The 19,007-nt window shown below is 73.9% G+C and carries 14 protein-coding genes; 6 read left to right on the top strand and 8 right to left on the bottom strand.

The genetic code is table 11. The features are described 5' to 3' along the window. Positions 1 to 178 precede the first annotated feature (178 nt). Both K7862_RS35750 and K7862_RS38375 read right to left on the bottom strand, forming a co-directional pair. The gene (locus K7862_RS35750; protein WP_222969694.1) at positions 179 to 1,294 is read right to left on the bottom strand and encodes an NAD(P)-binding domain-containing protein; all 1,116 of its coding nucleotides are present in this window, start codon (positions 1,292 to 1,294) and stop codon (positions 179 to 181) included. 95 nt (positions 1,295 to 1,389) lie between these two features. Next, complete coding sequence (locus tag K7862_RS38375; protein WP_222969692.1) at positions 1,390 to 2,217, bottom strand: glycoside hydrolase family 3 N-terminal domain-containing protein; 828 nt, start codon at positions 2,215 to 2,217, stop codon at positions 1,390 to 1,392. A gap of 203 nt (positions 2,218 to 2,420) precedes the next feature. Between K7862_RS38375 and K7862_RS35740 the strand changes: the two genes are divergently transcribed. Then, entirely contained in the window at positions 2,421 to 2,843 is a 423-nt protein-coding gene (locus K7862_RS35740; protein WP_222969690.1) for a secondary thiamine-phosphate synthase enzyme YjbQ, read from the top strand. Positions 2,844 to 2,974: 131 nt separating this feature from the next. Here the strand turns inward: K7862_RS35740 and K7862_RS35735 are convergent, their stop codons facing one another. Continuing rightward, entirely contained in the window at positions 2,975 to 4,036 is a 1,062-nt protein-coding gene (locus K7862_RS35735; protein WP_222969688.1) for an ATP-dependent DNA ligase, read from the bottom strand. A gap of 77 nt (positions 4,037 to 4,113) precedes the next feature. Between K7862_RS35735 and ligD the strand changes: the two genes are divergently transcribed. Continuing rightward, on the top strand, positions 4,114 to 5,124 hold the full coding sequence (ligD, locus tag K7862_RS35730; protein WP_222969687.1) for a non-homologous end-joining DNA ligase: 1,011 nt from the start codon (positions 4,114 to 4,116) through the stop codon (positions 5,122 to 5,124). A 61-nt stretch (positions 5,125 to 5,185) separates the two neighbouring features. On the opposite strand, the gene K7862_RS35725 is transcribed toward ligD, so the two are convergent. Then, the gene (locus K7862_RS35725; RefSeq protein ID WP_262414317.1) at positions 5,186 to 6,961 is read right to left on the bottom strand and encodes a glycoside hydrolase family 35 protein; all 1,776 of its coding nucleotides are present in this window, start codon (positions 6,959 to 6,961) and stop codon (positions 5,186 to 5,188) included. 361 nt (positions 6,962 to 7,322) lie between these two features. On the opposite strand from K7862_RS35725, the gene K7862_RS35720 reads away from it, so the two are divergent. After that, on the top strand, positions 7,323 to 8,354 hold the full coding sequence (locus K7862_RS35720; protein ID WP_262414316.1) for a LacI family DNA-binding transcriptional regulator: 1,032 nt from the start codon (positions 7,323 to 7,325) through the stop codon (positions 8,352 to 8,354). Between the two features lie 225 nt (positions 8,355 to 8,579). Further along, positions 8,580 to 13,145 (top strand): endo-alpha-N-acetylgalactosaminidase family protein, encoded by a 4,566-nt coding sequence (locus K7862_RS35715; RefSeq protein WP_222969683.1) that lies wholly within the window; start codon positions 8,580 to 8,582, stop codon positions 13,143 to 13,145. Between the two features lie 122 nt (positions 13,146 to 13,267). On the opposite strand, the gene K7862_RS35710 is transcribed toward K7862_RS35715, so the two are convergent. The 4 genes from K7862_RS35710 to K7862_RS35695 all read right to left on the bottom strand — a co-directional run bounded on the left by K7862_RS35710 (position 13,268) and on the right by K7862_RS35695 (position 16,017). Then, a complete protein-coding gene (locus K7862_RS35710; protein ID WP_222969681.1) occupies positions 13,268 to 14,170 on the bottom strand; it encodes a MauE/DoxX family redox-associated membrane protein in 903 nt (300 codons plus the stop codon). 12 nt (positions 14,171 to 14,182) lie between these two features. Then, positions 14,183 to 14,815 carry a cell wall protein gene (locus K7862_RS35705; RefSeq protein WP_222969679.1) on the bottom strand — a complete coding sequence of 211 codons (633 nt, stop codon included), beginning with the start codon at positions 14,813 to 14,815 and terminating at the stop codon, positions 14,183 to 14,185. A gap of 40 nt (positions 14,816 to 14,855) precedes the next feature. Next, positions 14,856 to 15,278 (bottom strand): RlpA-like double-psi beta-barrel domain-containing protein, encoded by a 423-nt coding sequence (locus K7862_RS35700; protein WP_222969677.1) that lies wholly within the window; start codon positions 15,276 to 15,278, stop codon positions 14,856 to 14,858. Positions 15,279 to 15,522: 244 nt separating this feature from the next. Next, the gene (locus tag K7862_RS35695) at positions 15,523 to 16,017 is read right to left on the bottom strand and encodes an Lrp/AsnC family transcriptional regulator (protein ID WP_222969675.1); all 495 of its coding nucleotides are present in this window, start codon (positions 16,015 to 16,017) and stop codon (positions 15,523 to 15,525) included. Between the two features lie 243 nt (positions 16,018 to 16,260). Here K7862_RS35695 and K7862_RS35690 point away from each other — a divergent pair, with 243 nt between their 5' ends. Further along, positions 16,261 to 17,751 (top strand): FUSC family protein, encoded by a 1,491-nt coding sequence (locus tag K7862_RS35690; RefSeq protein ID WP_222969673.1) that lies wholly within the window; start codon positions 16,261 to 16,263, stop codon positions 17,749 to 17,751. Between the two features lie 228 nt (positions 17,752 to 17,979). Beyond that, the coding region (locus K7862_RS35685; protein WP_222969671.1) for a lactonase family protein at positions 17,980 to 19,007 on the top strand (1,028 nt) is incomplete at its 3' end.

The following is a 19,007-nucleotide window of genomic DNA, read 5'->3' as shown; positions in this document are numbered from 1 at the left end:
GGCCGCTCCGTCTTCCGGCCGTCGCGGCCGCGGGCGCCGTCCAGTCGTCGATCACGCATGGCCCTCATCCTGCCGCACGCGCGGGCCGACTGGGAAGAAGACATCCGATGTTTTGCGAGTGGTGGCGGCGGAGGATGCATGCCGCTGACCGGCGCCGCCCGACCGGACGAGGCGGCGGTCAGCCTGCCGGTGCGGCGAGGGCGACGGGTTCGCGAGCGTCGTCCCGGGTGCCGTCCAGCAGCCGGCGGACCTCCCGGACCGCGGCGCGTCCGGCGCGGTTGGCGCCGATGGTGCTGGCCGAGGGGCCGTAGCCGAGCAGATGGACGCGCGGGTCCTTGACCACGCGCGTGCCGTCCATCCGGATGCCGCCGCCCGGCTCGCGCAGGCGCAGCGGTGCGAGATGGTCCAGGGCGGCGCGGAAGCCGGTCGCCCACAGGATCACGTCCGCCTCCAGCTCGCGGCCGTCGGCCCAGGCGACGCCGTGCGGGGTGATCCGGTCGAACATCGGCTCACGCCGCAGAATGCCCCGGGCCTGCGCGTCGCGCACCGCCTCGGTGGCGGCCAGCCCGGTCACGCTGACGACGCTCTGCGGCGGCAGCCCCTGCCGCACCCGCTCGTCGACACGCGCCACCGCGGACCTGCCCCACTCCTCGTTGAAGGGGACCGAGCGGAACACGGGCGGGCGCCGGGTGACCCAGGTCGTCCTGGCCACCTCGGCGAGTTCCATCAGCAGCTGCACGGCCGAGGTGCCGCCGCCGACGACCACGACGTGCTTGCCGGCGAACTCGGCCGCGCCGCGGTAGCCGGCGGTGTGCAACTGCCGCCCCAGGAAGGTCTCCTGCCCCGGGTAGTACGGCAGGAAGGGCCGGTCCCAGGTGCCCGTGGCGTTCAGCAGGACGCGCGTCGACCACGTCCCGGCGCTCGACTCGACGCGCAGCCGGCCGGCGGCGTCCTCGCGGACGGCGGTGACGTCCACGGGTCGGCGCACCCGCAACCCGAAAGCCTCCTCGTAGCGCGCGAAGTACCCGCCCACCACCTCGGCGGAGGGGCGGTCGGGGTCGCCGTCCTCCAGGGGCATGCCGGGGAGCTCGTGGACACCGTGGGCCTTGCCGTAGGTCAGCGTCGGCCAGCGGTACTGCCAGGCGCCGCCCGGGCCGGGGGAGTGGTCCAGGACCACGAAGTCCGCTCCCGGGAGCAGTCCGGCCCGGCGCAGGAAGTAGGCCGCGGACAGTCCGGCCTGGCCCGCGCCGATCACCGTGGCGTCCACGGTCTGCACCGCACCTGACTCGTTCATGCTTCTGCCAACCGGACGCTCCGGGCAAACCTTCCCGCCCGTGTCCGGCGGCCTCAGGGGAGGGCGATACCGGGGACCCCAGAGCGAAGGCTCCCTCACGCCTCCAGCGGTACGACCCGCTCCCGGAGAGCGGCCACCGGCATCCGCGGCTCCGACGCCCAGCGGCGCAAACGCGCCACCCGGTCCGCGGCCTCCTCGAGGCGGCCCATCGGCAGGTCGCCGTCCGCCACCGCGCGAGCGGCCGCCGCGTGGATCGCGTTCCGGACGCCCGCGCCGCTGCCGGGACCGAGCCGGACCAGGTCGACGCCCGCGATCCAGGCGAGCACGGCCGCGCCGGGCACGCCCCAGCTCTCGATGATGTCCGGCGCGTCCAGCACGTCGCTCATGACCACGCCGCCGTAGCCGAGTTCGCCGCGCAGCGTGCCCGTCACCGCCGACTGGCTGAGCACCGCCGGCCGCCCCTCGCCGCCCGGAGCAGCCGCGTGGCCCGCCGTGATCGCACGGACGCCGGCCGCGGCGCCCTCGGCGAAGGGCCGCAGGCTGCCGGTGCCGGTGAACGGGCCCAGCGCCGCCGCCACGCCGTGCGTCTGCAGGGCCGTGACGAAGGCGCGGGTCGTCTCGGCCGCCGCCCCGGGCCGTACGCCGAGGTGCAGATTGGCCCCGGCGGCGACGAGCTCGGCGGCGGCGGTACTGCCGTCGGAGGCGGCAGGCGGGCCGGGGTGCCCGGCCAGCGCGTCGGGCGCGGCCGCCCGCAGTGCCTGCGCGGCCTTCCGGGCGTCGGCGCCGTCGGTGTGCACGGCCACTCCGGGCGTACCGCGTTCCAGGCCGCGCAGGATCCATTCGGGGAGCCGGTCGGCCGAGCCGCTCACGGAGGGGAGCAGGCACGAGTCGACCAGCACGGCGAGCCGGTGCGGGGCGTTCACGGCGGATGTCCCCCTAACGGGCGCGGCAGCAGTGACGGGTGTGCCGGGTCCGCCGAATGGTACAGACCAATCCGCCGGTGCGGCAACGACCGTGACCACGGGGCCCGATGGACCGCCCGGGCACCCGCCGTCCGCCGCCCCGGCACGCCGCCTCCACCGGCCCCCTGCTGTCCTCCGGCGGGCTGTCAGGTGACCATGGAGGCATGGCCGACACGTTCACCACTCATGTCATCGAGGTCGAGACCGGCTCGACCGAGACCGTCCACGACCTGACCAGCGCCTGCACGGCCTTCCTGCGCGACGCGGCGCGCGGGCGGGACGGCCTGCTCAACGTCTTCGTCCCGCACGCCACCGCCGGGATCGCCGTCATCGAGACCGGCGCGGGCAGCGACGACGACCTGCTCGCCTCGCTGCGGGACCTGCTGCCCGCCGACGACCGCTGGCAGCACCGGCACGGCAGCCGGGGCCACGGCCGGGACCACGTGCTGCCCGCCCTGATCCCGCCGCACGCCACCTTCCCGGTGATCGGCGGGAGCCTCGAACTGGGCACCTGGCAGTCGGTGGTGCTGGTGGACACCAACCGGGACAACCACCGCCGCGAAGTGCGCCTCAGCTTCCTGGGCTGACGGCACGCCGGACGACGGGACGCCGGAGACGGCCCGCGCGGAGCCCGTCCACCGTCGGCGGCCCAAGACCACGAAACCCGGGTGCCGCCCGGCCGGCCGGTCCTCGCACGCCCGGCCGGCCGCCGGCGTGCTCACAGACCCAGGACCTCCGCGAGGTCATAGCTCACCGGCTCCTCCAGTTGCGCGTACGTGCACGACTCCGGCTCCCGGTCCGGGCGCCAGCGGCGGAACTGCGCGGTGTGCCGGAAACGGTCGCCCTGCATGTGGTCGTAGGCGACCTCCAGCACACGCTCGGGGCGCAGCGGGATCCACGACAGGTCCTTCTTGCCGGTCCAGCGGCTCGGCCCGCCGGGCAGCCGGTCCGCGGCCTGCGCCTCCTCGCTGCCCCAGCGCTCCCACGGGTGCCCCTCGACCGACTCCATCCGCAGCGGCGCCAGTTCCTCCATCAGCGCCTTGCGGCGGGCCATCGGGAACGAGGCGCACACCCCCACGTGCTGGAGCCGCCCGGACCCGTCGTACAGACCCAGCAGCAGGGACCCCACGACCGGGCCCGACTTGTGGTGCCGCAGCCCGGCCACCACGCAGTCCGCGGTCCGCTCGTGCTTGACCTTCACCATCACCCGCTCGTTCGGCATGTACGGCAGGTCCTGCGGCTTGGCGACGACGCCGTCCAGGCCCGCGCCCTCGAACTGGTCGAACCAGCTCGCCGCCACCTCGACGTCGGTCGAGACGGGCGTGAGGAACACCGGCGCCGACGCCTCGGCGAGCGCCTCGGTCAGCGCCTGCCGGCGGTCGCTCTGCGGCAGCTCCATGACGCGCGTGTCGTCCAGGGCCAGCAGGTCGAAGGCGACGAACGACGCGGGCGTCACCTCGGCCAGATGCCGCACCCGCGAGTCGGCCGGATGGATCCGCTCCAGCAGGGCGTCGAAGTCCAGCCGGCCGTCGCGCATGATGACGATCTCGCCGTCCAGCACGCAGCGCTGCGGAAGCTGCTCCCGAAGCGCGGCGACGACCTCGGGGAAGTACCTGGTCAGCGGCTTGCCCGAGCGGCTGCCGAGCTCGACCTCGGCGCCGTCGCGGAACGCGATGCAGCGGAAGCCGTCCCACTTCGGCTCGTAGAGCATGCCGGGCGGGATCTTCTTGGCGGCCTTCGCGAGCATGGGCTGCACCGGGGGCATGACAGGAAGCTCCATGAGGGTGATTGTGCTCGCGCCGACCGGTCCGCGCCCGCCAGGGGGCGGCACACGGCGGCACCCCCTAGCGTGGACGCATGGCAGAGACGCTGGAGCTGACGTCCGGTGGGCGCACCGTCAAGGTGTCGAACCCGCAGAAGGTCTACTTCCCGCAGACCGGTTACACCAAGGGCGATGTGGCCCGCTACTACTGTGCGGTGGGCGACGGGATCCTGCGCGTCCTCCGGGACCGCCCGACCACGATGCAGCGCTTCCCCGACGGGGTGGACGGCGAGTCCTTCTTCCAGAAGCGCGCCCCCAAGAACCTGCCCGACTGGATCCCGACCGGCCGGATCGCCTTCCCCAGCGGCCGCCACGCCGACGAGATCTGCCCCACCGAGCCGGCCGCGGTGCTGTGGGCGGCGAACCTGGGATGTCTCACCTTCCACCCGTGGCCGGTGCGGCGGGAGGACACCGAGCACCCGGACGAGCTGCGCATCGACCTGGACCCGCAGCCCGGCACGGACTACGCCGACGCGGTGCGGGCCGCCCTCGAACTGCGCGACGTCCTGGAGGGACTCGGGCTGCGCGGCTGGCCGAAGACCTCCGGCGGCCGCGGTATCCACGTGTTCGTGCCGATCCTCCCGGAGTGGACCTTCGTGCAGGTGCGGCGCTCGGCCATCGCCGTCGCCCGCGAGCTGGAGCGGCGCGACCCCGAGCGGATCACCACGGCCTGGTGGAAGGAGGAGCGCGGCGCGAAGATCTTCGTCGACTACAACCAGACCGCCCGCGACCGGACGATCGCCAGCGCCTACTCCGTGCGGCCGTTCGCGCACGCGCCGGTCTCGGCCCCGCTGCGCTGGGACGAGGTGGACAGCGCGGTGCCCACCGACTTCGACATCACCACGATGCCGGCCCGCTACGCGGAGGTAGGCGACGTGCACGCCGACATGGACGACCACGCCTTCCGGCTCGACGCCGCCCTCGAACTCGCCGCGCGCGACGAGGCCGAGCACGGCCTCGGTGACCTGCCCTACCCGCCGGAGCACCCCAAGATGGCGGGGGAACCGAAGCGGGTGCAGCCGAGCAAGGCGAGGAAGGCCACCTGACGGGCCGATCGCCGGGCCGCCCGCCGCGACCCGGCGGGGTCCGCCCCGCACAGCGCCGGCCTCAGTCGAACGACTCCACGAACTCCTCGCCGGGCCCGAGTTCGGGCCGGTCGCGCAGTTCGACGCGCTCGCCGAACCGCTCCAGCTCCAGCACGGTCACCGTGTTCTCACCGGGGACCACCAGCGGCCCCGGCACATAGAGGGTCATCTGCGGGCCGACCTCCCAGTAGCGGCCCAGCAATGTGCCGTTGACCCATGCGAAGCCCTTGGCGAAGCCGGGCAGGGCCAGGAAGGTGTCCGCCGGGTCGTTGACGGTGAAGCGGGCGGTGGCGAAGCCGGCCGTGCCGTGCGGGGCGGCCGACGCGGGCGCGGCGGCCACCTCCTCCGGCGCCCACTCGTCCAGGGGCAGGCCGTGCATGGTCCAGCCGTGCACCAGGCGGCGCTCGATCTGCACGCCGCCCAGGATGCCCTTGCCCTGGCCGAGCAGCGGGCCGTAGTTGATCCGGCCCTGGTTCTCCACCAGCAGCTCCAGCCGCACCCGCGACCCCGTGCCCGGGACCGTCAGCGACCCGGTCTCCCGGTCCAGCACGCCGGCGCACACGCCGTCGACGAAGACCTGGGCCCGGTCGTGCAGACCGGTGACCGTCAAGGTCTGCGGACCGGGGGGCAGTTGGGGCTGCGCCCGGTACAGCACGAGCCCCGACGCCTGGCCGAGGTCGTCGAACCCCAGCGGGTGGGGCGAGGTCACCGCCCGCTCCGCCAGCGCGGCCAGGCCGTCCAGCAGACCGGCGCCCGGCACGGTGCGCAGGACGCGCGGCGGCAGCACGGCGGGCTGGGCCGGCAGCGGGCGCGGCAGGCCGCCGTCGAACTCCCGCAGCCGGTCCCGGACGGCGAAGAACTTCGGAGTGAGGCCGCCGTGTTCGGCGACCGGCGCGTCCGAGTCGTAGCTGGTGACGGTGGGCTGCAGCGCCGTGCCGTCGTGGTTGGCGCCCGCCCACAGGCCGAAGTTGGTGCCGCCGTGCGCCATGTAGATGCTGACCGAGCCGCCGGCGTCCACGATCTCGCCGAGGGTGCCGGCCGCGCTCTCGGCGGACCTGACGTGGTGCGGCTCGCCCCAGTGGTCGAACCATCCGTTCCAGAACTCGGCGCAGACGAAGGGCTCGCCGGGGCGCCGGGAGCGCAGCAGCGCCGCGGCCTGCCCGGGGCGCGAGCCGAAGGTGGCGGTGGCGAGTTCGCCGGGCACGGTGCCCGCGTCGAGCATGAGGTCGGTCGGCCCGTCGGCGGTGTAGAGGAGTTCGGTGATGCCGCGGTCGGCCAGCGCGTCGCGCACCCAGCGCACATAGGCGCGGTCGTCGCCGTAGCTGCCGTACTCGTTCTCCACCTGCACCGCCGCGACCGGGCCGCCGAACGCGGCCTGCAGCCGGGCCAGCCGGGGGACCAGCACGTCGAACCAGCGTGCCACCTCGTCCAGATAGGGCCGGTACGACGACCGCAGCCGCATGCCGGGGGTGCCGGTCAGCCAGGCCGGCAGGCCGCCGTTGTCCCACTCGGCGCAGATGTACGGCCCCGGCCGCACGATCACGTCGAGCCCGGCCTCCTGGGCGAGGACGGCGAAGCGCTCGACGTCGCACCAGCCGTCGAACCGCGGCAGTCCCCGGGTGCGCTCGTGGAAGTTCCACGGCACGTACGTGTCCACGGTGTTGAGGCCGAGCGCGGCCAGCCGGGCCAGCCGGTCCGCCCACTGCGCCGGGTGCACCCGGAAGTAGTGCAGCGACCCGGAGAGGATCCGGTGCGGCCGCCCGTCGCGCAGCAGCTCGCCCCGCGGGTAGGACAGCAGGGGAGCGGTACGGCCGGTGGAGGCCGGCGCCGCCGTGGGCGCGGACGCCGGAGCGGCCGCCGCCGGCACACCGGGACCGGGGGGTACGGGTCCGGGGCGGTGGCCGGCGGGCGTACCCGCGGGGTCGTCAGGACCGACCACCACGCCCCGGAATGATATCGATACCTTCTCGCCGGTCGACGGCTTCATGAATGCGGCCTCCGCCTTCGTCGCGCCCTCAGCTGAGGCGTGCGGGAACTCTCGCACATCATGTTATCGATGCCAAGTGCCCGTCCGAGGGATGCCCACCACACTGTCCGACCCGTCTTCCGGCAGGTGGGAGCGCTATCATCTGCGCAAGGATGAGCCGGGAGAGGGACCCATGGACAAGCACACCACGCGCGAGGCCGGGCGGCCGCCGGGCATGACCGACGTCGCGAGGGTCGCCGGCGTCTCCGCCCAGACCGTCTCCCGGGCGCTGGCCGGCCACCCGAACGTCCAGGAGAAGACCCGCGCGAAGGTGCTCGCCGCCGTCGAGCAGCTCGGCTACCGCAAGAACAACGCGGCCCGCGTGCTCTCCTCGGGACGCAGCCGCACCATCGGCGTGGTGACCCTGCAGACCAGCTTCTACTCGCGCACCGCGCTCACCCACGGCATCGAACGCGCCGCCCAGGAGGCCGGCTACGCGGTCAGCGCGGCCACCACCGCCTCGCTCGACACCTCCGCGATCGAGTCCGCCATGCTGCGCCTGGCCGACCAGCACGTCGAGGGCATGATCCTGGCCGTGCCGCTGATCCACGTCAGCCGCCAGATCGAGCAGCTCACCGGCGCGGTCCCCACCATCACCGTCGACGGCTCGCGCACCTCGGCGACCGAGGTGGTGGCGGTCGACCAGTCACTGGCCGCGCGGCTGGCGACCCGGCACCTGCTGGACCTGGGGCACGAGACCGTCTGGCACGTGGCGGGCCCGCGTGCCTGGCTCGACGCGTCCAGCAGGTCGCAGGGCTGGCGGGCGGTGCTGGAGGGGGAGGGCCGGGTCGTGCCCCCCGAACTGGAGGGCGACTGGTCGCCGGAGTCCGGGTACCGCAACGGCCTGATCCTGGGCCGCATCCCGGACGTCACCGCGGTCTTCGTGGCGAGCGACGAGATGGCGTTCGGCGTCATCCGCGCCCTGCACGAGCTGGGCCGCCGGGTCCCCGACGACATCTCCGTGGTGGGCGTGGACGACATCGCCCTGGCCGAGTACTGCTCGCCGTCGCTGACCACCGTGGCCCAGCCGTTCGCCGAGATGGGGGCGCTGGCCGTCGCCCACCTCATGCGGTACATCGCCGATCCGGACGCGGCCATGGAGCCCGCCTCGGTCGAGCCCTCGCTGGTCGTCCGCGCCAGCACCGCGCCCGCGCGCCGGGTCTGACGGCCGGGGCCTGCCGCCCGCACGAACCGCCGCCGACCGCCCCCGGCACGCGGCCCGGGGCGGTCCCCGGGCCGCCCGGAAAGCCGGCTCATCCTTCCCCTGTCAGCCGATAACACCTGTCCATCCGCGCCTGACGGACCCTGGTGTTATCGATGCCATTCTTGCTACCGTCTGCCTCACTTCAGCGCTCCACGGCACTTCTACGGAAGCTCACAGGTGGTAGGTATGACCCCGCGCTTGCCCTGGACACCGCACCGCAGACGCCGCTCCCGACCCGGGACCGCGGCATCGGCGACGGTGCTCGTCTCCCTCGCCCTGCTGGCCCTCGGCGTGGCACCGGCCCACGCGAGCCCGGCGCTCGCCCCGGCCGCCGCCGACGCGGGGACCCCCATCGACCCGGCCCAGTACGGTCTCGTCGCCGCCGACTCGGAGTCGCCGCCCTACCCCGCGCCCCCGGCCCTGGACGGCACGGCACTCGCCGCGTTCGACAACGACACCTCGACCCAGTGGACGGTCGCCTACGGCGTCGTCAACGGCACGGGCGTCGCGAAGACCCCCATGCCGCACTGGCTGACCCTCGACGTCGGCGGCTCGTTCACCCTGACCGGCCTGGACTACTCGGTGAAGAACCAGCCCAACGGCCCGGTCAGGGACTACAAGGTCTTCGTCACCGACAGCGCCGCCGTCGCGCGCGACCCGAAGGCCGACTGGGGCGCGCCCGCGGCCGCCGGGGCGTTCCACCAGCCGGCGAACAACTCCGAGGTGCAGACGGCGGTCTTCGACAAGCCGGTCACCGGCCGGTACGTCAAGTTCGAGGCCGACAGCGCGATCAACGGCAGCGACAACGCCTCCGCCTCGGAGATCCGGGTCCGCGCCACCGGCGACACCACTCCCGCGCCCGTGGACCCGCCGCCCCCGGCGAAGCCCGCCACACCCGTCGAACTGCGCCGCGGCGGCCTCACCGTCCAGGTGGCCAAGGAGTTCCCGCAGGTCATCTCCTACGCGATGGACGGCGGGACGATCGGCGGTCAGCCCTCGGCGCTCGACACCTTCACCGTCAACGGCACCGACCACACGGCGACGACGACCCTGACGGTGAAGGGCGCCACCGCCACCTACACCTCGACCTTCGCCGACCTGCCGGACCTCACGCTCACCTCGACGATCACCGTGACGGACCGGAGGACCGTCGAGTTCGCGGTGACGGGGATCTCCGGCAGCGCGGCCCGCACCGTCGACCAACTCGCCGTCCCCGGCCAGTCGCTGGTGTCGGTCGACACCTCCGACCCGCATGCGGCCCTGGCCCGCACGAAGATCTCCACCGACTCGACCACCACCGCCGACCAGTTCGTCGCGGTCACCGCCGCGACCAAGCCGGACCCCGCGCCGGTCGGCACCCCGTACGGCTTCGTCAGCAACTCCCGCCTGTCCGCGGGCCTGCTGACCGACGCCACCGAGGACTCCGCGCAGGACAGCAACACCAACAACAACACGCGCCTGATGTCGCGGATCACCGACGCCGGCGGCGGAGCCCGCCGGGCCGAACTGTCCGCCGGCACCTACACCTACGCCGCCAAGGGCGCCACCGACGCCCGCGTCGCCACCTACGCGCTGCCGAAGACCACGGTGGTCCTCGCCGCCGACGCCAACCACGACGGTCAGGTGACCTGGCAGGACGGCGCGATCGCCTACCGCGACGCCATGACGCACCCGCTCGGCGCCGACCGCGTGCCCGAACGGGTCGTGCAGCACATCCCGTTCAACTTCGCGAGCGAGGCGACCAACCCGTTCCTGAAGACACTGGACAACGTCAAGCGCATCTCACTGGCCACCGACGACCTCGGCCAGTGGGTGCTGGAGAAGGGGTACGCCAACGAGGGCCACGACTCCGGCCACCCCGACTACGGCGGCGACTACAACACCCGGGCCGGCGGTCTCACCGACCTCAACCGCCTGGCATCCGTGGGCGCGCAGTACAACGCCGACCTCGCGGTGCACGTCAACGTCACCGAGGCCTACCCGCAGGCCAGGAGCTTCAGCTCGGGCCTGATCAAGGGCCAGGTCAACGGCTGGGACTGGCTCAACCAGTCGTACCACATCGACCAGCGCACCGACCTGGGCACGGGCGCCGTCCTGGACCGCTTCCGTGAACTGCGCAAGGAGGCCCCGGGCATCAGGACCGTCTACATCGACGCCTACTACTCCAGCGGCTGGCTCGCCGACGAACTCGCCCGGCAGTTGCACGCGATGGGCTTCGAGGTCGCCAGCGAGTGGGCGTACAAGTTCGAGGGCAACTCGATCTGGTCACACTGGGCCAGTGACAAGGGCTACGGCGGACCCACCAACAAGGGCATCAACTCCAACATCGTCCGGTTCATCGCCAACTCCGACCGCGACGTGTGGAACGTCGACCCGCTGCTCGGCGGCTCCTCCATCAAGGAGTTCGAGGGCTGGACCGGGCAGGACGACTGGAACGCCTTCTACCGCAACATCTGGACCGACAACCTGCCGACCAAGTTCCTGCAGCACTACCAGGTCATGGACTGGGACTTCGGCACGTCCGCCGACCTGACCGGCGGCGTCCGGGTGGTCGGCGACAACGGCGTCCGGCGGATCACCATGGGCGGCGCGCTCGTCCTCCAGGGCGACAGCTACCTGCTGCCGTGGGGCGAGGCGCAGGACGGCGACGGCACCTCGTCGCCGAGCGACGCCGACAAGATGTACTACTTCAGCGCCTCCGGCGGCAGCCACACCTTCGACCTGACCGGGCAGTTCGCCTCCTACCGGCACTTCACGCTGTACCGGCTCACCGACCAGGGCCGCGTCAAGACCGCCGACGTCACCCCCGACCACGGGACGGTCACCCTCGACGGCGCCAGGAACCAGCCGTACGTGCTGGTCCCGCAGGGCGGCCGGGCGCCGCACACCGACGTGCGGTTCGGGCAGGACAGCGGGCTGGCCGACCCCGGCTTCAACGCCGGCGACCTGACCGCCTGGCACCCGACCGGCGGCGCCGTCCCGGCCCGCACCGGCACCGGCGACCAGGTCGCTCGGCTGGGCGGCGACCGGTCCGGTCTCAGCCAGCGCGTCACCGGCCTGGTGGCCGGACGGCGTTACGCGTTCAGTGCCGACGTCGAGATCGCCCCGGGCGAGCGCCGGGCCACCACGCTCGCCGTCACCGGCGCCGGACGGACCGCGCAGAACACCTTCGACACCACACCCGCCGCCAACGAGGTCGCCGCGGACGCCGAGCAGGGCACCTACGCCCAGCGTGCGTCGGTGTCCTTCACCGCCCCGCCCGGCGGCACGGTGACCGTGGGCGTCTCCGCGGTGCCCGGCAGCGCCGCCGTCACCCTGGACGACCTGCGGCTGACGGCCGACACCACGGCCCCGCTGCCCGCACCGGAGCCCGGCGCGACGGTCGTCGCCGCGAACGGCTTCGAGGGCAACCAGCCCGGCTGGGGACCGTTCGTCAAGGGCGACGCGGGCGGCGTCACCGACCCGCGGACCAGCATCAGCGATCTGCACGCCCCCTACAGCCAGAAGGAGTGGAAGAACACCTACGCGCCGTACAACTCCGGCACGCTCGACGGCAAGGCGGTGGACGACGTCCTGGACGGCGCCCACTCGCTGAAGGCCCACGAGGAGAACACCGGCCTGGTCTACCGCACGGTCCCGGCCACCGTGCCCTTCGTCGCCGGCCACCGGTACGCGGTGTCGTTCCGCTACCAGACCAACGTCGACGGGCAGTGGGCCTGGGTCACCGGCGCGGACACCGTCGGCGGCGGCAAGGTCACCTCGAAGGACGTGACCCGCGAGGTGCTGGCCCCCGCGCTGGACACCGCCGCCTACTCGCGGGAGATCACGGCCGGCTGCGGCGACACCTGGGTGGGCCTGCGCAAGCTCGGCGGGGCGGCGGGCACCGACTTCGTGCTCGACGACTTCCGGGTCACCGACCTGGGACCGGCGAGCCAGGGACCGGCCTGCGCCTCCGTCACCACCCCGACGGGCGCCGAGCTGAGCCCCGGCGTGCCGAGCGCGTACGTCACCACGTTCACCAACGGCGAGCCGGCGGACGCCACCGGCGTGCGGGTCACCCTCGACGGGCTCCCGCAGGGCTGGACCGCCGCGGTCGCGCAGCAGGGCGGCAACACCTTCGCCAAGGTCGCGCCGGGCGCCTCGGTGAGCACCACCTGGCTGATCACGGCACCCGCGAGCGCCGCGGGCGCCTCGGCCCAGTGGAAGGCGACCGCCACCTACACCGACGACGGCGCCGCCAAGTCGGCCGCCGCGGACGCCAAGGCCACCGTCGCCACCAGGGCGGTGCTCTCACCCAGCACCATGACCGCCACCGCCGACTCGGAGAACCTCTCCTCCGGGCCGGCCGAGGGGCCGGTGGGCAACGTACTCGACGGTGACCCCGGCACCATCTGGCACACCGATTACACCGACGCCGACGCGCCCTACCCGCACTGGGTGACGCTGAAGCTGAACGGGCCCGCGGACGTCGACGGCTTCGGCTACCTCGACCGGCAGAGCGGCGGCCCCAACGGCCGGGTGGCCGGGTACCAGGTGGCGGTCTCCGACGACGGCACGACCTGGCGGACCGTCGCCCAGGGCACGCTGGTCGACTCGCCGCAGACGCAGCAGATCGACTTCGCCACGGTCCGTGCCTCGTACGTGCGCTTCACCGCGCTGAACGCGCTCAACGGGCTGCCGTTCGCGGCCGCCGCGGAGATGCGCGTCTACGGCGCGTACGCCGACACCCCCGTCGGCTACCCGCCGCAGTAACCGGCGGCAGGACCACGCGGCCCCGGGCGAGGTGCCTCCCGCCCGGGGCCGCGTGCACGCACCGTTCCCTCGGATGAGCCGGTTCGGTCCGCCCGGCTCACCCTGCCTGTTCTCCGGCCCGCTCAGCGGGCCATCGGCAGCACCGCCCTGACGCCGGAGCCCGCCAGCAGGTCGACCGGCACCATCTCGTCGGTGGCGTCGTCGATCACCGAAACCCGCACCGCCGGGCTCGCGGTGGTGTCGATGCTGGCGTCGGTGTCCAGGGCGAACAGCACGTTCACCGGACGGGCGCCGCGCCCCGGCGCCTCGTACACCCCGGCGAAGCGCAGCACCCGCCAGCCCTCGTCGTCCCAGTCGTCCAGCAGCGCCGACCGGACGATGGGGGAGGCGGCCTGCCAGGCCAGCGACTGCTCCAGCAGCTCCACGGACGCGGCGACCGGCACCGGGCCCCCGCCGGCCGGCGCCAGCGGGCTGCCGAACAGCCGGATGCGCAGGCGGCGCAACGGCAGCAGCCACACGTGGTCCAGATCGGCCGAGACGGCGAGCAGCAGCGCGGCTGCCGCCACCACGCACAGCGCCGACCAGCCGGGCCGCCGGATCATCTCGGTCCACCAGGCGGTGGTCGCCGTGGCCGCCGCGACGCCGCCGAGCAGCACCAGTCCGGCCCGGGCGAACGACCGTGCGCCGATGGGCCCTTCGGCGCGGGCGCTGCACCCGCAGGAGGACTCGGGGGCCGTCACCTTCGCGTAGCCGAGGTAGCCGACGAAGCCGGCGCCGAGAACGGCGGTGGCCACGCCGGGCACGACTGCGCGCGGGGCGGCCAGCAGGGCGGCGGCGACGGCCAGTTCGGCCGCACCGACGGCACGCAGGGCCTGCCCGGCGCGCCGGCCGTCGTTCAGGACGCGCACCAGCACGGTGTTGGCCGCCAGTTGGGCGGTGCGGCGGCCGAACAGCTTGCCGGCGCCGGTGACCGCCAGCAGCACGCCGCACAGCAGCGGCGCGAGGTCGGAGACGATCGGGATCATCGCACCGTCCCCTCAGTGCCCGACGGTGACACGGGCGATGTCGATCGCGTCGTCCTCGGGCCGCCAGGCGCCGAGGATCTGCGCGGACTGGCCGATCCGCACCCGCGACAGGTCGGAGGTCAGGGCGCCGCCCAGGTAGGAGGCGGTGGTGGTGTCGGCGACGATCCGCCCGACCACCGCGTGGTCCTGCGCGCCGTGCGCGAGGTGCAGCCGGTCCTTCGCGATGCCCTTGACCGTGCAGTAGAGGTTGACGATGTTGACCCACACCGCGTCGGCGGCGATCGTGCCGTCGGGCATGTCGACCCCGCGCGCGTAGAGGCCGTCGCCGACCTTGATCTCCTCGGCGGTGGTCGGGCGCAGCTTCCAGACGCTCGTGGCGTTGGTGAGCTGGATGAGGTGCTGGTCCCCGTACGATCCGGCGACCTCCAGCACGCTGCCGTTGATCGCGGTGATCCGGCCCTCGGCGAACGCCGACTTGGCGATGGCCGGGTCGAGCGAGGGCATGGGCGCGGCGAACGCGGCGTCCGCGTCCAGGCCGCCGAGCGCCGACGCGCCCACGATGGTGGCGCCGCCGAGCGCGGCCGTGGTGAGGAAGCGCCGGCGGTCGATGCCGCGGCGTTCGGGGCTGTCCTGACGGTGGCTCATGTCGGTCCTGTCCTTCCCGGTCGGGGTGGGTGCTCGGCGGTCACTCGTAGATGTAGACGGGCAGCTTGCCCGAACTGAGGTTCCCGATCACCGAGAAGGCGGCGGGCGTCAGGTCGATCACGCGGTTGGTGCGGCAGGAGCCGTTGCAGCAGGTGGACTCGCCGCAGAAGCTCTGGGTGCGCGGGCCGCAGTCGGCGACGGTGACGCAGACGGTGGCGCCCGAGCACTGGTGCCGGACGTTCATCACCGAGCCGCAGCCGCGGCGCGCCATGTTCTCGCCGCACAGGTCGGGCCGGGTGATGCTGAAGCACGCCGCGGAGGCGTTGGGCCAGGCGGCCTGGTGGGCGCTGGAGTTGCAGGTGCCGCAGGCGCCGCCGCCGGCGCTGCCGCACGGTCCCCAGGAACTGCCGCAGCAGAACCAGGTGGTCTCACCGGCCCAGAGGCTGGTCGATCCGCAAGCCATGTCGATCTCCTTCGCTTGCCCAGGAGGAATGTCCTGTGCATGACAATTCAGAAACGGCACAGCTCCGTCGTGGAGTGGGGGGCCGCGACGGACCGGGAGGGGCTCTCCTGCTGTGCCGTACGAGTCGGATGAGTCGGCAGTGCAGGTGGAACAGGAGCCATGATGCGCGTTTCTACGCGCGTCCGCCAGAGGGAAGAAGGGGGCTGACGAAACGGCTGTGGTTCGGTCCCCGGGCCGCGAAAGGCTACCGGGCGGCCCGCGGACCGGACGGCGCGGCCCGCCCCACCGCCTCCACCAGCGGCAGCACCCGCGGCGCCACCCGCTCGCGCAGCGCGATCTCGGTCCGCGTGCGCACCACGCCCGGCAGCTGGATGAGCCGCTGGATGACGTCCTCCAGGTGCCCGTTGTCCTTGGCCACCACGCGCGTGAACAGATCGCCGCCGCCGGTGATGGAGTACGCCTCGATGATCTCCGGTACCGCCGCCAGCGCCTGCCCGACCTCGTCGAGATGCCCCTGGGTGACCTCGACGCGGACGAACGCCAGGACCGGGTGCCCGAGCGCCGCCGGCGACACCCGGGGACCGGCGGTGGTCGTCACGCCCTCCCGCTCCATCCGGTCCAGCCGGGCCTGCAGCGTGCCCCGGGCCACCCCGAGGATGCGCGCGTACTCGCGCACGCTGGTCCTCGGCTGCTCCAGAAGCAGCCGGAGGATGCGGGCGTCCAGGGCGTCGACGGGCATGGTCCAGTGGTCCCCTCGTGGTCGTGATCCGTGCCTGGTCACGGTACCAATGGCACAGTCACTCGCGCTTCGTTTGAGCCATCGCCCCGACGGGTGCTTTCCTGGTGGTGACGACGGCGTTGCGGGTTCCCGGTCGCGGGTTCCCGCAACGCCTTTGTCATGCCCGGCGGGACCTTCGCGCGGGCACAGGCACCGACGACCACGACGACCACGAACAGAGGTGGGACCGCACAGGTGAAGAGGATGTTCGTCGCACCGGACCCGGGGCACGCGAGGCTGCGCTTCGCGGCCCGCGCCCTGCTGGGCATATCGGCGGCCGTCGCCGCCGTCCTGCTCGCCGGGCTCCCGGCGCCCGCCGCCTGCGCCGGGGGCCTGGCCGCGCTCCTCGCCTTCTTCACCGTCGCCGACCCGACCGCGCGGCGGCAGGCCGTGACCACCGCCCTGCTGCCGGCCGTCGGCCTGCCCGTGCTCGCGCTGGCCGCCTGCCTGGACCCGCACCCGCTGCTGCGGGACGCCGCGTTCGTCGCCGTGGTGGGCGCGGGCGTCTACGCCAGGCGCTGGGGAGCGCGCGGCCACGCGCTCGGCGTCTTCGGCTTCATGATGTTCTTCGTCGCCCAGTTCCTGCACGCAGTCCCCGGCGATCTCCCGGAACTCACCGCGGCCCTCGCCCTCGGCCTGGGCTGCGCGGCGACCGTCCGCTTCGGCCTGTGGTGCTACGAACGCGGCAGCGTGCCGCCGCCCGCCGTCGACCTGCCCCAGCGGCGCGGGCTGCGCCGGCCGACCACACGCCAGGCCGTGCAGGCCGCCGCGGCCGCCGCGGCGGCGCTGGCACTCGGCGAGGCCGTCTCCGGCGACCGCTGGTACTGGGCGGTGGCCGCGACCTGGTGGATCTTCGTCAACACCGCCTCGCGCGGCGAGACGCTGGTACGCGGCTTCCGCCGGGTCCTCGGCACCGCGACCGGGATCGCCGCCGGCTTCGCGCTGGCGATCCCGCTGCACGGCGCCACCGTCCCCTGCCTCTTGCTGGTCGCCGTGTGCGTCTTCGGCATCTTCTACAGCGCCCAGGTCTCCTACAGCTGGATGACCTTCTTCGTCACGGTGATGGCCGGATCGCTCTACGGCCTGCTGGGCGTGCTGCACCCCGGGCTGCTGGTACTGCGGCTGGAGGAGACCGGCGCGGGCGCGCTGAGCGCCGCACTGGCCGTGCTGCTCGTGCTGCCGGTCACCACCCACGCGGCCACCGACGCCTGGATCCAGCGCGCCCTGCACGCGGTCCGGGACGCCGCGGCGAGCCTGGAGGACGGGCACGGCCCCGCGGTGGCCGTGCGCGCCGCGGAACTCGACCTGGTGCTGGGCCGGGTCCGGGCGTCGGTGGCTCCGCTGGTCCACCCGCTGAGCCCGCTGCGGGCACGGCGGGCGCGCGCCCGCCGGGTGCTGGAACTGCTGGACGCCTGCGCCCACCAGGTGCGCGGCCTCGCCGAGACCGCCGCGCACCCCGGCGCCGGGCAGGACGAGCGGCTGCGGGCCGCCGTCCGCCGGGTCGAGGAAGCCGTGCTGCGTCTCGTCGGACGTGCCGGAGAGGCGCCCGGAACCGTGCCGGCCGCGGTCGCCGCCGGACCCGCGCCCTGCCCGCGGGCCGACCGCGCCCTGGCACACCTGCACGGCCTGGAGACGGCGCTCGCCGACCTGGCCGCGCCGCTGCACGCCGACCCGCGCACCGCCCTCGCGTCCTGAGGCCGGCCCGGCCGGGAACCGCGTCCGGTCCGCGGCGTGCGGGGCTGCGCGCCCCGACGTCACGACAGGGCGGTCCGACGTCTCCGGGGCCGCCCTGAGGGCTCCGGCGGGGCCTGAGAGCCGCCTGCGGGCCGTCCCGGGACCACTGGGTGGCCCCGGGGGCGACGTAACCGGCATCACGTACTACTCTCAGCCGCCGTACAGACATCAGGCGGAAGAGGTACGGCAGTGGCCGGGCACGCTTACATCGGGTCGTTCACGTCGGCGGGGGGCCGCGGGCTCACCGCTGCCGGCGTGGACCCGGACACGGGAGCGCTCACCGCGCTCGGGGACACGGCCGAGGTGCCCAACCCCTCCTTCCTCACCCTCTCCGCCGACGGGCGGACCCTCTACACGGTGAGCGAGACCGAACCCGAGGGCGCCGCGGCCGCGTTCTCCCTGGCCGACCCCGCCGCCCCCGCACTGCTCGGCGCGCCGGTGCCGGTGCGCGGCGGCGCCCCCACCCATCTGAGCGTCCATCAGGGCCACCTGCTCACCGCCAACTACGCGGCCCCGGGCAGCGTCACGGTCCTGTCCCTGCGGGAGGACGGCGGCCTCGGCGAGGTCCGCTCCGTCCTGGAGCACGAGGGCGACGGACCCAACCGGGAACGCCAGGAGGGCCCGCACGCCCACGCCGTGCTGCCCGACCCCAGCGGCCGCTGGGCGGTCAGCGTCGACCTGGGCACCGACTCGGTGCGGGTCTGCGAACTCCTCGCCGACAGCGGTGAGCTGGAGATCGAGCGGGAGCTGGGGCTGCGCTCGGGCATCGGCCCCCGCCACCTCACCTTCCACCCCGACGGCGGCCACGCCTACGTGATGAACGAACTCGACTCCGTCGTCACCGTGTGCCGCTTCGACTCGGAGAAGGGCAGCCTGCGGCCGCTCGCCGAGGTGCGGGTGCTGCCCGACGGCAGCGACGGCGAGAACTACCCGTCCGAGCTGGTGATCTCGCCCGACGGCCGGTTCGCGTGGGCCGCCAACCGCGGGCACAACAGCATCGCGGTGCTCACCGTCGACGCGAGCGGCGAGAAGCTCGAACTCGTCGACACCGTGAGCTGCGGCGGCGACTGGCCGCGGCACCTCACCCTCGACCCGGCCGGCACCCGCCTCTACGCGGCCAACGAGCGCTCCGGCGACGTCACCTGGTTCGACGTCGACCCGGCGACGGGCATCCCCGAGCAGGCCGGTTCGCTGGCCCTGCCCGCCGTGTCCTGCGT

The organism is Actinacidiphila acidipaludis, from assembly GCF_019890725.1.
GTDB lineage: Bacteria > Actinomycetota > Actinomycetes > Streptomycetales > Streptomycetaceae > Actinacidiphila > Actinacidiphila acidipaludis.
Note: the sequence above shows the minus strand (reverse complement) of the source record. Positions and strands in the feature narration are given on the sequence as shown.